Annotated in this window: 11 protein-coding genes; 7 read left to right on the top strand and 4 right to left on the bottom strand. The window is 43.3% G+C overall.

What is annotated here, in order from left to right; genetic code table 11:
- Window positions 1-177: 177 nt before the first annotated feature.
- Both glyQ and V7L31_RS18250 read left to right on the top strand, forming a co-directional pair.
- Window positions 178-1,101: a glycine--tRNA ligase subunit alpha gene (gene glyQ, locus V7L31_RS18245; RefSeq protein ID WP_334697544.1), complete on the top strand. Its 924-nt coding sequence runs from the start codon at window positions 178-180 to the stop codon at window positions 1,099-1,101.
- Between the two features lie 233 nt (window positions 1,102-1,334).
- Complete coding sequence (locus V7L31_RS18250) at window positions 1,335-3,689, top strand: ComEC/Rec2 family competence protein (protein ID WP_334697545.1); 2,355 nt, start codon at window positions 1,335-1,337, stop codon at window positions 3,687-3,689.
- A gap of 143 nt (window positions 3,690-3,832) precedes the next feature.
- On the opposite strand, the gene mreD is transcribed toward V7L31_RS18250, so the two are convergent.
- The 3 genes from mreD to V7L31_RS18265 form a co-directional block, all read right to left on the bottom strand.
- Window positions 3,833-4,450, bottom strand: a complete 618-nt coding sequence (mreD, locus tag V7L31_RS18255; RefSeq protein ID WP_334697546.1) for a rod shape-determining protein MreD — start codon at window positions 4,448-4,450, stop codon at window positions 3,833-3,835.
- Between the two features lie 26 nt (window positions 4,451-4,476).
- A complete protein-coding gene (gene mreC / locus V7L31_RS18260; RefSeq protein ID WP_334697547.1) occupies window positions 4,477-5,271 on the bottom strand; it encodes a rod shape-determining protein MreC in 795 nt (264 codons plus the stop codon).
- A 101-nt stretch (window positions 5,272-5,372) separates the two neighbouring features.
- The gene (locus tag V7L31_RS18265; RefSeq protein ID WP_334697818.1) at window positions 5,373-6,380 is read right to left on the bottom strand and encodes a rod shape-determining protein; all 1,008 of its coding nucleotides are present in this window, start codon (window positions 6,378-6,380) and stop codon (window positions 5,373-5,375) included.
- A gap of 374 nt (window positions 6,381-6,754) precedes the next feature.
- Here V7L31_RS18265 and V7L31_RS18270 point away from each other — a divergent pair, with 374 nt between their 5' ends.
- The gene (locus tag V7L31_RS18270; RefSeq protein WP_334697548.1) at window positions 6,755-7,117 is read left to right on the top strand and encodes a single-stranded DNA-binding protein; all 363 of its coding nucleotides are present in this window, start codon (window positions 6,755-6,757) and stop codon (window positions 7,115-7,117) included.
- Between the two features lie 59 nt (window positions 7,118-7,176).
- Here the strand turns inward: V7L31_RS18270 and V7L31_RS18275 are convergent, their stop codons facing one another.
- Window positions 7,177-7,917 (bottom strand): SIMPL domain-containing protein, encoded by a 741-nt coding sequence (locus V7L31_RS18275; protein WP_334697549.1) that lies wholly within the window; start codon window positions 7,915-7,917, stop codon window positions 7,177-7,179.
- Window positions 7,918-7,979: 62 nt separating this feature from the next.
- Between V7L31_RS18275 and V7L31_RS18280 the strand changes: the two genes are divergently transcribed.
- From V7L31_RS18280 to V7L31_RS18295, 4 genes are all read left to right on the top strand, one after another.
- The gene (locus tag V7L31_RS18280) at window positions 7,980-8,165 is read left to right on the top strand and encodes a hypothetical protein (protein WP_334697550.1); all 186 of its coding nucleotides are present in this window, start codon (window positions 7,980-7,982) and stop codon (window positions 8,163-8,165) included.
- Between the two features lie 113 nt (window positions 8,166-8,278).
- A complete protein-coding gene (locus tag V7L31_RS18285) occupies window positions 8,279-9,760 on the top strand; it encodes a cation:proton antiporter (protein WP_334697551.1) in 1,482 nt (493 codons plus the stop codon).
- Between the two features lie 671 nt (window positions 9,761-10,431).
- Entirely contained in the window at window positions 10,432-12,306 is a 1,875-nt protein-coding gene (locus tag V7L31_RS18290) for an N-acetylmuramoyl-L-alanine amidase (protein WP_334697819.1), read from the top strand.
- 546 nt (window positions 12,307-12,852) lie between these two features.
- Complete coding sequence (locus tag V7L31_RS18295; RefSeq protein ID WP_334697552.1) at window positions 12,853-14,754, top strand: N-acetylmuramoyl-L-alanine amidase; 1,902 nt, start codon at window positions 12,853-12,855, stop codon at window positions 14,752-14,754.
- The last annotated feature ends 19 nt before the right edge of the window (window positions 14,755-14,773 follow it).

Raw genomic sequence — 14,773 nt, forward strand, 5'->3', positions numbered from 1 at the left:
GTCGCTTTTGTTCGCTTCGCTTCAGGCACTTATTCAATATAGCGAACCCAATTCATTGTGTCAACTACTTTTTCCAAAATACTTTGGAACTGTTTTCATGTCTCCTGAAACTAGCTACAGTGTTGGGTTGTAGGCAACAATGGTTTATGCACTGTGTTTAGTAGGGAAGGGGGAAGCGTGAATTTTCAGTCAGTAATAGGTTTATTGCATCAGTTTTGGGGCGATCGCGGTTGTCTTATTGCCCAGCCCTACGATATTGAGAAGGGGGCTGGTACTAAGAATCCTCAGACTTTTTTAAGGGCATTGGGACCGGAACCCTGGGCTGTGGCCTATGTTGAACCGTGTCGTCGCCCAACGGATGGGCGCTACGGCGAAAACCCCAACCGCTTCCAACACTATTATCAGTACCAAGTTTTGATTAAGCCGTCACCAGATAATATCCAGGAGATTTATCTTGATTCGTTAAGAGCTTTAGGTATTCGTCCTGAAGACCACGATATTCGGTTTGTAGAGGATAACTGGGAAGATGCAACGGTGGGAGCTTGGGGAACTGGATGGGAGGTATGGTTGGATGGGATGGAAGTTACTCAATTTACTTACTTCCAACAGTGTGGAGGAATTGATTGCCGTCCGGTGTCGATTGAGATTACTTATGGGTTAGAGCGGCTGACAATGTATCTCCAGCAGGTAGAAGCATTTACAAAGATCCAGTGGACAGACAATATTACTTATGGAGATGTTTTCCTGCAAAGTGAGATTGAGCAGTGTACATACAACTTTGAAGCTTCAAATCCTGAGTTGCTATTGACACTATTTAACTTATATGAACAGGAAGCTACCCAATTGACGGAGCGAGGATTGGTCTTGCCTAGCTTAGATTATGTAATGAAGTGTTCGCACACGTTTAATCTGCTGGATGCTAGAGGTGTGATTTCGGTGACGGAAAGAACTCGTTATATTGCCAGGATTCGGCATTTGGCTAGGAAGGTGGCTCATTTATATGTTGAGCAAAGGGAGAAATTGGGTTTTCCGTTGCTTGGAGTCATGCCTGGGCGATTAGAAGTCGCGGCTATACAGACAAAACCTGCGGAGGCAGGTTAAACCCCTGATTTTTGCATTCTTTAAGCTAAGTATATCTTTATGATGTGGCTGTTGCTAAAGGTCAGAAATCCCGTTAAATCTTGAGTCTAGAATATTAAAGCTACTAAGATAAGGCCCGCCTGTGCGGGCTTTGTTTGTATAAACTTGATGGACTATACTTCACCACATTGCTACCCTATCTATATTTAAGTCAGCTGCAAATTACGGTTGCCAGGTGCTTTTACAAAAATCTTATGATTCAAACCAGTGGTGTAATTATTTGTCTTGGCTATATTTTTGGGTTGCTATTTACAGCAGTTCCTTGGGGTGGTGTGTGGATTTTGGTTGTGGGGATAGTGGGAGCAATTATTTTTAGGAGACGCTCAACGTTACGGCAATTTGCTCAGAAACCAGAAAATGCTGGAAGCAAAAATAAGACAGTGCCTAACACTTGGCAAACTACTCCCCATGCTCGAATATGGCTAGCTGCTGGCTTGGTGGGATTATTGGCAACTCTATATTTTCAATGGCGAGTACCGCAACCGGGTGCAAAAGATATTAGTCAATTCGTGCCACCTGGAAATAGCAGTAATCAAGAACAACTTGTGATTGTACGCGGCGAAGTGGCCAGTAATCCCCGCTTAACTCGCAGTCAGCGAGGACAATTTTGGTTAGAAGCGACTCAGTTAGATGAGGTCAAAAATGAAAAAGGTTCAGTGGGTGTTCCACAAGGTGTGTCAGGCAAATTGTATGTGACAGTACCTATACTTCAAGCTACTGGATTATACCCTAGTCAACAAATTGCTGTGACTGGGATTTTGTACAAACCAAAAGCGGCTTCCAACCCTGGTGGTTTTGATTTTCAGAAGTTTCTCAAGCAAGAAGGAACGTTTGCTGGTTTGATTGGGCGACAAATAAATGTTTTGGATCAGGAACGAAAATGGGGATGGTGGCAAATTCGGGAGCGAATTGTGCGATCGCAAGTTCGTTGGTTGGGTGTCCCAGAAGGGCCTCTTGTCAGTGCAATGGTTTTAGGTAGCAAGGCTGTTGATTTACCCTACGATATCCGCGACTTGTTTGTGCAAGCTGGATTAGCTCATGCTTTGGCAGCTTCTGGGTTCCAAACTTCCTTGATTTTGAGTGTGATCTTACAGTTAACCCGGCGGACAAAAAAAGGAACGCAATTTACCCTTGGTTTTTTGGCTTTAATCATTTTTCTGAGTTTAACAGGTTTTCAACCTGCGGTTCTCAGAGCCGTAATTATGGGTTTTGCGGCACTAGTTGGTTTGCTATTAAAAAGGAAGGTAAAACAGTTTGGATCGTTACTATTAGCAGCAACTCTGCTATTAGTATTTAATCCTCTATGGATTTGGGATTTAGGTTTTCAATTAAGTTTTTTAGCAACACTGGGATTAGTTGTTACAGTAACCCCACTTGTTAACCGCCTAGCATGGCTACCACCTGCGATCGCTTCTTTAATTGCCGTTCCCCTAGCTGCCACTATTTGGACTTTACCTGTACAACTTTTTGTCTTTGGAGTTGTACCATCTTATAGTTTGTTCCTGAACGTGGTTAGTACTCCATTAATTTCGGTCATTAGCATAGGTGGAATTATCAGTGCGTTAGTAGGTTTAGTTTGGACTGAAGCCGGAAGCTTCCTGGCTGGTGTGTTACATTACCCTACTGATTGGCTAATTAAACTAGTGGAATTTTTTAGTAAGTTGCCAGGAAATTCTGTTGCTGTGGGTAGTATATCTAGTTGGCAGCTTTTGGCAATTTATTTATTGATTATATTAGTTTGGCTAGTACCTTGGTGGCAGCGGCGGTGGTGGTTTGCTAATGTGATTGCGATTGGTTTAGTATTCATACCCCTTTGGCATTCTAGAAATACATTGTTTAGGATAACAGTATTAGAATCTGGTACGGAACCAATTGTAGTTATTCAAGATAGAGGTAGTGTAACTGTAATTAATAGTGGCGATGAAGGTACAGGACGCTTCACAATTTTACCGTTTTTACAACAACAGGGTGTAAATCAAATCAATTGGGCGATCGCAACTGATTTCCAAGGTAATGAAAGTAATGCCTGGTTTGAATTAATGCAACGTTTACCAATCAATAATTTTTATGAATATTCACCCAAAACAGATGATTCTATTACAACTCAGGCAATTCAACAGGAACTACAAAAACATCAAGGAATTTATCAATCTTTAGCAGTTGGTCAATCTGTGAAAGCTGGTTCGACAGTAGCACAATTAATCAACGCTCAATTACCTATCTTACAATTGCAAATTTTAGATCAGAGTTGGTTATTAGTAGGTAACGTTAAATCTAAAGAGGTACAACAACTAGTTAAAAATGGAAGTTTACCTCACCCGCAAGTGCTTTGGTGTGCGCCTGAGTCATTGAAAGATTTAGTTATTGCTCTGCAACCACAGGTAGCGATCGCTTCTTCTGCTAACTTTGATCCAAAAACTTTATCTGAACTGAATCAAAGCCAAACCAAACTTTTTTTTACAGGAAGAGATGGGGCTATTCAATGGACGCCTAATGGTCAGTTTGAGGCATTTATTGAAGCAACAGAAAACAAGTCTTCTCTGTTATGAAAAAATCAAAAATGAATCCTCAATCAACTCTCAGGGGCGGTAACGCTGTACGCCAGCACAACTTTGTTGTACGTCCACCGCAGGCATCGCATAAATTGAGGGGTTACAAGCACATATCATTTGATAACCCGCAATTTAGGTTACTACTGTTCCAACAATTTTATTCGCTGCCACCAAAGATTCAGGGGATAATAAACCACCGGTGCCCATAAACTACTCAGAATGGCAGAAGCAAGAGCGACACGCTGGTAATATGTCCAAATATCTGTCACATTACGCTCATTACCAAGCAAAGTTAATTGCAACCCAAAGATAGTTTCTGCCAAAACTGCCATCACAAAAACAATTACAGCAATCGAAATAAAATCTTCTTCGATAAAACGCTGTTTTTGGAGTAGACCAGTTAAAACTCCCACTATACCTAAACTAAGGGCATGAGTAGGGTTAGGTGATGTCATTGAATCTTGAAGCAACCCTAGAACTATGCCTGCCAATGCTCCAGCAAACACTGTGCGCTTCACACTCCAAGCTACTACCCAAATTAACAGCCAGTTAGGGCCAATTCCCAATAATTCCATACCTGGGAACCGAGTTGGCAATAATAGTAAACATAGCAGTACAGATCCAACCGTCACTATCCAACCCAACAACTGGCGTACACCGGGGTGCCAACGAGCAAGCGGCTGGATTCGGAATTTCGATTTTCGCTCTGACGATTTTGGCTTTTTCTGCCTGCTACCACCAAATGCAGGAATCTTCATTTTTCTATGGATTTTTAAGGAAGAATTTACTTAGACTTTTGCGGCGCTTGATTTGCCGATTCTTGGTTTTCTGGCTTAGGATAAACAGCTACCCAATCAAGAGAACGGATTGGCGGAAAAAGCTCAATTTTCGCCACTGATGCCGGAAGTTTCTTTAAATCCAGCGACTTGATTCGTCCTACCGCCAAACCAGAGGGAAATTTCTGACTATAGGTAGACGTGGAAACTAAATCTCCTACCTTGACATTTGGAACTTTTTCATAAAACTCCAGCACTGCTTCGGCAGAAGAATCTCCTCGTAAAACGCCTTTAGCTGCCGTGCGGCTAACTGACACACCCACTTGACTCTTGAGGTCACTGATTAATAACACGCGGCTAGTATTGGGAGTTACACTCTCTACCAAACCCACTAATCCGCCTTCTGCTTTGACTATGAAGCCTTCCTGAATCCCTACATTCGCACCGCGATTCAGGGTAACTTGTTGCCACCACTGGTCAGCACTACGTCCTACCACCCGTGCTGGAATTGGCCGTGATGCCAGTGGCTCTTTTTCCACATAGCCTAATAAATCTTGTAGCTTTGTCTTTTGACTTTCCAAATCTACTATACGGGTTTGCAATTCTAGTATCCGGGCATCTCTGAGACGTTCTTCTGGAGTTGGCCCTGACTGCAACATTTCTAACGGCCGGGTAATTGCCTGGTATGTCTCAAGCACCAACTCACCTTGAGTCTGTCGCAATATCCAAGCACTACCAAGTACTAGAGCTAATAAGCCGATTTGTAACCCTTTACGATCCCACCAACGCCGTATTGTCACCATATATACCTTTGTATACTTATACAAATTAAGTTCTACTTGGATTCTATTTATATAGAACCCAAATAGAACTCAAATAGAACTCAAGTCTGATATTTTTTTTGCTACATATTGCGAGAGCTTTCGGTAACAACTCGTTCCAACTGTTTAAAGTTTTCTAACACACGACCTGTTCCCAGCACAACACAGCTCAAAGGATCGGCAGCAATGTGGGTAATAATCCCTGTTTCATGGCTAATTAGGGTATCTATGCCTTTGAGCAAAGCACCGCCGCCAGCTAACATAATACCTCTGTCAATAATATCTGCTGCCAATTCTGGAGGTGTGCGTTCCAGTGTCCGCTTCACAGCTTCTATAATTACTGATAGCGGTTCCAACATGCTTTCACGGATTTCTGGGGCTTTGATTGTTACAGTACGCGGTAGACCAGAAAGTAGGTGTAAACCTCGGACTTCCATCATCGCGTCATTATCATCGTTAGTAGGATAGGCAGAACCAAGCCGAATCTTGATTTCCTCGGCAGTACGTTCACCAATGACTAAGTTATGAACTTTCTTAATATACTGAATGATTGAATCAGTCAGTTCATCTCCAGCAATGCGAACTGATTCGCTGATGACTGTACCTTGAAGACTCAGCACCGCAACTTCTGTTGTACCACCGCCAATATCGATGATCATGTTGCCTGTGGGTTCGGCAACAGGTAATCCTGCACCAATGGCCGCAGCTACAGGTTCATCGATTAAATACACTTTTCTGGCTCCGGCTTGGTGAGCTGCATCCATCACAGCTCGCCTTTCTACTCCTGTGACGCCACTGGGAATACCAATGACAATCCGGGGTAAAATTAAGGATCTACCTTCATTTACACGCTGAATAAAGCTTTTCAACATTAGCTCGGCGATATCGAAGTCAGCGATTACACCATCCCGCAAGGGACGGAGGGCAATCACATTTCCAGGTGTGCGGCCGAGCATTTTTTTGGCTTCTTCTCCGACTGCTAGTGCTACCTTTTCGTTTACGTCGATAGCAACTACAGAAGGTTCTTGTAGTACAATACCTTTACCAGATACATAAACTAGAGTGTTTGCGGTACCGAGGTCGATACCCATATCCCATGATGTGCGAAAGTTCCTAAAAATACCCACGCGTCTGTAAGCCCCCTATGTGCGATACTTTTTGACTACAACGGTTAAGAGTTAATTGTGCCGGATTCGATAAAGTTCGTATCCTGAGTTAAGTCAACTAGACTATATTTTTATATGATTCCCAGGAATATTTACTATGTCTCAAACACCGTATTTTTTGATATTCTCTGGTTAGATTAGTATATCCGTATAGTTTTATGTGTTTCTCCAAATAGTGTGTATAAATTTTCAAGTCAATTATATTGTTAACTGTTTAACACATTATTTTCAAGTCTTTCACAATTCGCTATGATGAAAGTCGAAATTGTTAAGTACGTTTGTACTGAAAGGGAAGGCACATGAGTATTAATATTGTCACTCTTGTTGGTCGTGTAGGTGGCGACCCTGATATAAAATTTTTGGACTCTGGGAAAGTTGTATGTAAATTAACACTGGCTGTTAAACGGATATCCCGTAACAGCGACCAACCGGACTGGTTCTCTTTGGAACTATGGGGAAAAACGGCAGAGTTTGCAAAAAATTATGTGGGTAAAGGTAAGCAAATTGCCGTTAAAGGTTCCTTAAAGTTTGACACATGGAGCGATCGCCAAACAGGAGCAAACCGTTCTACACCAGTTATCCTAGTAGACCAACTGGAATTATTAGGCTCTAAGCGAGATGGGGAAGGCGGTACAGGAGATATGTCTCCAGAACATTTTTAATTGGGCATTGGGCATTGATTATTAGTCCTTTGTAAAGGCAAAGGACTAATGACCAATGACTAATAACTAATTTGCAGCGTCACCGATGCTTCTACTTGTTGTTCACCACCAATTACAGGGGTGGAAGCATCAGCTGACTTGGCAGCCTCAGCACGTAAAAACATGGGTGGTGGTGGCGCAGTGGCATTATTAACTTGAATGCTGACGATTTCTTTGGATTTAAAACCCAAGGCACTAAAAACGGCATCAGCTTGCTGCCGAGCGTCTTGAGTAGCTTCTTTTAATGCTTGCTTTTGAGCAGTTGCGATCGCTTCATCATTCGCAACAAAACTAATACCGTTAATTTGTGTTGCACCTGCTTTCACTGCATCATCCAATAATGTCCCAGCTTGTTCGGTAGGAATTCTAAAACTCACGGTGTTATTGGCAGCATAGCCTGTAATCTGCTGCACATTATTGGTATAGCTGTAAACTGGGTTGAGCCGGATACCAGTAGTTTGTAATTTTTCAACATTTTTGCTCTTTAAGAACGCAACTACAGCAGATGACCTTCGGGCAGCTTCTTGCTGTACTTCCTGGGCTGTTTTTCCCTGAATCTCTACTCCTAAACTGACTTGTGCCAGAGTTGTCGGAATTGTTTCTACTCCGCGACCACTGACACTAAGGGTTCGCCACAATTTATCTTTTTCTTGTGCGAATGCAGGTAGTACAAAAGTTGCACATACTAGCATTGCTAAAGGCAGTATTTTCCACAGGTTTCCAGATGGAAACCGAGAACCGGGTAAAGCGGCTCTAGTCATAATATTTGCACTCCTCAAAGTATCCACAGATGTTTTGAATAAATGTATGTAGCAATCTTCGGGTGGTTGTTGAGAGCCAACAGCCACCACAAGTTTTTCACAACTCAAGTGCGATCGCTAGATACGATTTGTATGTTCTTACTTTGACACTGCGATCGTCAAAAGCTGAAACGGTTACATTTTTTGAAACTAAAAAAATTACACTAGTGCAACACAGCGTAAATCAACTACTTATTCCAAATCAATGAAACGTTTACGTTGTATACCTTTTTTAATTTTTAATTTTGAATTCAGATTGCGTCTTTATAGGATGTTTTTCAGAAACGCGTCAGAATCAAAGAGAAGGATTTTCACAGAACCCATGCATTTGTTAGATCCAATTAGCTTCTCTTTTCCTCTGCTGGCCAGCGCAACACAAGCCGCAGACAGTTCAATGGTAGTCGAAGCAGTGCTACTAAGCTTAGTAGTCATTTATCTTGCCAGCAAAGTTGGTGGAGAGTTATCAAACCAAGTGGGTTTGCCGCCTGTCTTAGGTGAACTCGTTGGCGGTGTGGTAGTTGGCATCTCTGTTTTCCACCTTTTGGTGTTTCCAGAAGGCGGCACAGACAGTTCTAATTCTTTGATCTTGTCCTTTCTTCAAACCACTGCTGGTTTAACACCTGAAGCCACTCCAGCGGTTTTTGCAGCCCAGTCTGAGGTCGTTTCCGTTTTAGCAGAATTGGGCGTAATCATTCTGCTCTTTGAAATCGGGTTGGAGTCGAATTTAAAAGATTTGATGGCAGTCGGTATTCAAGCCACCGTGGTAGCGATAGTTGGGGTAGTAGTACCCTTTGCTGCTGGGACTGTGGGACTGATGACTTTGTTTGGTATTAGCGCTGTCCCGGCAATTTTTGCAGGAGCGGCTTTGACTGCCACTAGTATTGGTATTACTTCCAAAGTGCTTTCAGAATTGGGGCGACTGAATTCTAAAGAAGGGCAGATTATTTTGGGTGCTGCCGTAATTGACGACGTACTGGGAATCATCGTTTTAGCGGTAGTTGCCAGCCTAGCTAAAGATGGTGTGGTGGATGTCAGCAAAGTAATTTATTTGATTATCAGCGCCACTGGTTTTATTTTGGGAGCAATCCTACTAGGCAATGTTTTCAATAAATCCTTTGTAGCGATCGCCGATCAACTTAAAACTCGTGGTGGACTTGTAATACCAGCATTGATTTTCGCCTTTGCTATGGCATACCTGGCCGCCGTTATCCACTTAGAAGCAATTCTGGGAGCTTTTGCAGCTGGTTTAGTCCTAGAAGAGACAGATAAGCGGAAAGAATTGCAAACACAAGTCTCTCCCATTGCCGATATATTAGTGCCAATTTTCTTTGTGACTGTTGGCGCAAAAACCGATTTGGGAGTTTTAAATCCAGCAATTCCCGATAATCGCGAAGGTCTAATTATGGCAACTTTCCTGATTACAGTAGCCATTATCGGTAAAGTGATCACAGGTTTAAGCGTGTTTGGTCAACCAGGAATCAACCGTTTAGCGATCGGTGTGGGGATGATTCCTAGAGGCGAGGTTGGGTTAGTGTTTGCTGGTGTCGGCGCTGCCAGTGGCGCTCTCTCGAAACCATTAGGGGCAGCAATTATCATGATGGTTATCTTGACAACCTTTTTAGCTCCTCCCTTGTTACGATTTGTATTTCCAGATCCAAAAACCGTGGAGGCAGGCTCAGAGCAACTAATTTTAGACAGTTCCTCTGGGACTTCGTTGATAATTGAACCACTTCAACCAAGGGTGTCAGCATCAACAAATGATAGTGGCAATTTGGAAGTAACCCCAGATTCTAGCGATCGTTAATTATTGTGCATTGGGAATTGAAAAGAGGCAGAGGGGCGGAGGGGAAAACTTTTCTCCCTTGCCCCCTGCTCCCTGCCTCCCTACTCCCCCATTGTGTAATGGAAACTTCTCTTCTCAAATCTCCGTCGCGTGTGATTGTAGAATAATTGTTTGTTTCTAATTTCTACCAGCATTCAAAATGTTAGTTATTTCTAGTTTCCCTCGGCTTGTAAGCCTTTATCTGAATATTTTCCAGATAATTGGGGAGTAACACCCATAAATTTTGCTAGATCATCTGACAGTAATGGGAATTATTTACTCAGTGCATCGATGGCAACAAAAAACAAACATTTATCATTGAACAGCTATCAATTATCAGTTTTCTAGCTTGGTTAGGAGTCAGTACCCCACCTCTACAGGTGGAAGGTTTCGTATCGGGATTTATACCTAAAATTAAACCTGATAACTGATTTAAGTGTGTATTAGAACAGTTTTTAGGTATTTAGATCGCCACTGAGACGGGGAATGGGTAGTAGGCAGTGGTGTAGTTAAATTACTTGAAAAATTCTGTAATACCAACTTAAAAATCAAAAAAGGCATCAGAGGTCAAGTTTAGGTGGTGACGGTGTGATGATTTACCAATAAGTTGAGATATTGATGACTCGCATGAACGTGAATTAGGAGAAATGACTGTGAAATTACACTGGTTACTACCCAGCACTATTGGAACTATCTTCATGCTATCGTCGCCAGTAATGGCCGCGAGACTTGAATCTTGGCGCTTTGATGCTAATCAAAACAGGCTAGAAATTAATACTGTCGGAATAGTTCAACCCAAGGCACAGCTAGTTTTCAACCCGACTCGGCTGGTAATTGATTTGCCAGGAACTACATTTGGGCGTCCGCAGCTAACCCAACAGGTGGGCGGTGGAATTCGCTCGATCCGTGTTGGGCAATTTGATATAGATACAACACGCATAGTTGTCGAACTGACTCCTGGTTACACCTTAGATCCTAAACGAGTACAATTTGTTGGTACAACTGGCGATCGCTGGACGGTGCAATTACCTAGACCAGAAATTGAGAGAGTCGCATCCTCTCCCAGAAGTGCTTACAGTGTAGTTACCCCAGATTCAGAACCTCAACCTAGTATTTCAAGGGTTGCTACTACGCGAGGGGCCACTCAAGTTGAGCATTTACAAGTAACAGGTGATGGGTTGTTCATTCGTACCAGTGGTGGTAATCCTCCAATTCAGGTAATTCGCAGCCGCGATCGCGCTACCATTTTTGTGGATATCTCTAGCGCATCTTTATCACCACATCTGGCGCAACAGAATAATATACCAGTTAACAAACATGGTATTAGCCGCGCCGAATTCACCTCACTGCAAACCCAACCTCCCGGTGTCCGCCTGACTTTACGGGTAGATAAAAATAGCCCAGATTGGCGAGCAACTAATAGTAACGGCGGTGGTTTGGTAGTTTTGCCTAATCGCGTTGTCACATTGCCTGGAAGTAATAATTCCGACAATCAATCAGAAGCGGTTTCCTTTCCTAATAGATCGTCTGCAAATAACTCGCCAGCAACAATTGAGTCTGTGCAACTGGCTGATAATGGTACACAACTACTAATTAGAGGCAACCAACCTTTATCCGCAACCGGAATCTGGGATAGATCCTCTGGTCTGTTCCGTGTTACGATTAGCAGCGCCAAGTTAGCTCCCAGAGTCACAGGCCCTACTTTTGCTACCAATAGCCCCATTATTCGGGTACGTCTGCAACCCCAAGCACCCAACACTGTTGTTCTTTTAGTTCAACCAGCAGCCGGAGTCCAACTTGGGCAACCCAGGCAAATCGACGACCAGCTTTTGGTACCAATACAAGGTTCTCGGCGAGTGGTTGCCCTCCCTGGAAGACCACCTTTTGCTTTACCTGGGCTACCGCCGCCAAACCGTGGCCCATTCCCAGATCCAAATAACCCCAATCCCCAGCGCCTAACACAACCACAGCGCAGAGTTACCAATGGGCGAGTAGTAGTTATTATTGACCCAGGACATGGCGGTAAGGATTCTGGAGCGCTTGGCATTGGGGGGGCACGTGAAAAGGATGTGATCTTGCCTATTGGTAAAAGACTTGCTGAGATTTTGCAGCAAAATGGCATACAAGTAATTATGACGAGGGATTCTGACTATTTTGTTACCCTTCCAGGACGGGTGCAATTAGCAGAACGAGCGAATGCTGATGTGTTTGTTAGCATACATGCCAATTCAGCCGGTGCGAGTCGTCCCGATGTTAATGGGTTGGAAGTATATTATTACGACAGCGGACTGGATCTAGCTCGCGTTGTCCGTAGTAGTATTCTGCAAAGTATTGGTACTCTCAAAGACAGGGGAGTACGACGAGCCAGATTTTATGTCCTCAGAAAAAGTTCTATGCCCTCCATTCTTGTGGAAACGGGTTACATGACTGGTCGAGAGGATATGGCTAGACTGAGAACTTCAGCTTACCAAAATCAAATGGCAGAAGCGATCGCTCGTGGTGTTCTTCAGTATCTAAAGAGAAGATAAGTAATTTAGTCTAAATTTCTAAATTATTGAGTAAGTACATCTCATCTTTACCATTTTTATCCAATTTAGTAGTAAAACAATTTAAGTATTCTTGCGGCGGGATAGGAGTAGCTTCTTTGTTATTGTCATCTGATGCAATGCATGTCAGTCAACAAATTTTGGATTTTAGATTTTGGATTTGTATCATCTAGAACAGGTGTTAGTGTAGCAAAACGCTAGTACAGCACGGCGCAAATAAACATACCATTTCAAATGGCGCAAGAGCTTGGAATACAATTCTTTTGACTTTTGACTTTTGACTTTTGACTTCCGCCTTGCGGTACTAGTCTGGCAAGAAACTAAAATCGGGAATCTAAAATCTAAAATTGGCAGTCAAATATATATAGGCTAATGGCATGGCAAAACCAGAGGAGCGTGCTATATTTTACGCCATTAGCTGTGTCTTAATAACAGCGCAAAACTCAAGTGGCGCGGTGACGGTGTGAGGATTTGCCAATATGTTGAGATGTTGACGGCTCCCATAAATGTGAATCAGGAGAAAAGACTGTGAAATTACGCTGGTTACTATCCAGTACTATTGGAACCATCTTCATGCTATCGTCGCCGGCAATGGCCGCGAAACTAGAATCTTGGCGTTTTGATGCCAATCAAAACAGGCTAGAAATTAATACTTTCGGAAATGTTCAACCCCAAGCACAATTAATTTTTAACCCCACTCGTTTGGTAATTGATTTGCCAGGAACCACATTTGGGCGTCCGCAGTTAACCCAACAGGTGGGCGGTGCAATTCGTTCGATCCGTGTTGGGCAGTTTGATGAACAAACAACGCGCATAGTCGTGGAATTGACTCCTGGTTATACTTTAGACCCCAAAGGAGTGCAATTTGTCGCCAGAACTGGTGAACGCTGGACAGTGCAATTACCTACGCCAGAAGCCGAAAATTTACCCCCAAGAAACACTGAGGGGCAGCAAGAACAAGCTATAGCCACAGCAACTTCACCCAGAACATCTACACCAGCATTCCCCCAAAGGGATATTTACAACGTTGTGAGAACTGACTCTGTTAATCCACCTCACAACAGACCCCTTCTTGCCAGAGTTACTCAAATTGAGAAATTACAAGTCACAGGCGATGGTTTTTTCATTGCTACAAGTGGGGGCAATCCTCGAATTCAGGTAAATCGTAGCAACGATCAAAAAGCAATCAACATCGACATTGCTGGCGCAACTTTATCACCAAATTTAGAGCAGCGGGATTTGTCTATTAATCGCTACGGTGTCAGCCGTATCCAGTTCACCCAGTTGCAAACCAGTCCATCTATTGTTCGTCTGACTTTACAGGTAGATGAAAATAGTCCAAATTGGCGAGCAACTACTAGCAGCGTTGGTGGTTTTGTGGTTCTACCTAGTCGTGGCGTTGCCCAGTTGCCTGGAAGTAACAATCAACGTCCTTCTAGTAACAACTCCACTGCTATCATTCAGTCTGTACAACTGGCTAATAATGGTACACAACTGCTGATTAGAGCCGATCAAGCTTTATCTGCTACAGGAGGCTGGGATAGATCGTCTGGTCTGTACCGTATCACCATCAACAATGCTAAGTTAGCTCCCAAAGTCACAGGCCCTACTTTTAATCCTAATAGCCCTATCCTGCGGGTACGCCTGCAACCACAAGAATCCAATACTGTCAATGTCTTGGTTCAACCAGCAGCCGGAGTAAAAATTGGGGAACTCAACCAGGTTGGTGACGAGCTTTTAGCTTTAGAATTACGACGCTCTGGTAGCAGCAGTATCACACCGTCCATTAGTTTACCTCCCCTACCATCCCTAGACCAAGGTCAATTACCAAACCCCACAGATAATCCTCGTCCCATCTCCCAGTCACGGCCACACCCCTCCGTTCCTAGAGGGAAATTGGTAGTAGTTATTGACCCAGGGCATGGTGGAAAAGACTCAGGTGCCCCTGGTTTGGGTGGACTTTTAGAAAAGAATGTAATTCTGCCTATTGGTAAAAGGGTAGGAGCAATTTTAGAGCAAAATGGTGTACAAGCGGTGCTAACGCGGGATGCTGATTTTTTCGTAGAACTTCAGGGACGGGTAGACATTACTAAGCGAGCCAATGCGACTTTGTTTGTCAGCATTCACGCTAATTCCGTTGATAATCGCCCTGATGTCAATGGGTTAGAAGTATATTATTACGATAGTGGTTATGATCTGGCTGAAGTCGTTCGTAAAACCATCCTCCAGGATATCGGTACTATCAAAGACCGGGGAACCCGCAAAGCTAGATTCTACGTCCTCAGAAAAAACTCCGTGCCTGCTATTCTCGTGGAAACAGGCTATATGACTGGTTATGAGGATAATCCCAGATTGGGAACACCAGAGTATCAAAATCGGATGGCAGAAGCGATCGCTCAAGGCATCCTCAAATACTTACACCAGAGGTAATATACTACAAATTACTAAT

This window comes from Nostoc sp. (genome assembly GCF_036916655.1).
Taxonomy (GTDB): domain Bacteria; phylum Cyanobacteriota; class Cyanobacteriia; order Cyanobacteriales; family Nostocaceae; genus Nostoc.

Excerpts from the sequence above, each read along its gene's own strand:
- V7L31_RS18250 (WP_334697545.1), top strand. The coding sequence starts at position 1,335 with ATGATTCAAACCAGTGGTGTAATTATTTGTCTTGGCTATATTTTTGGG.
- mreD (WP_334697546.1), bottom strand. The coding sequence starts at position 4,450 with ATGAAGATTCCTGCATTTGGTGGTAGCAGGCAGAAAAAGCCAAAATCG.
- mreC (WP_334697547.1), bottom strand. The coding sequence starts at position 5,271 with ATGGTGACAATACGGCGTTGGTGGGATCGTAAAGGGTTACAAATCGGC.
- V7L31_RS18265 (WP_334697818.1), bottom strand. The coding sequence starts at position 6,380 with ATGGGTATCGACCTCGGTACCGCAAACACTCTAGTTTATGTATCTGGT.
- V7L31_RS18270 (WP_334697548.1), top strand. The coding sequence starts at position 6,755 with ATGAGTATTAATATTGTCACTCTTGTTGGTCGTGTAGGTGGCGACCCT.
- V7L31_RS18275 (WP_334697549.1), bottom strand. The coding sequence starts at position 7,917 with ATGACTAGAGCCGCTTTACCCGGTTCTCGGTTTCCATCTGGAAACCTG.
- V7L31_RS18285 (WP_334697551.1), top strand. The coding sequence starts at position 8,279 with ATGCATTTGTTAGATCCAATTAGCTTCTCTTTTCCTCTGCTGGCCAGC.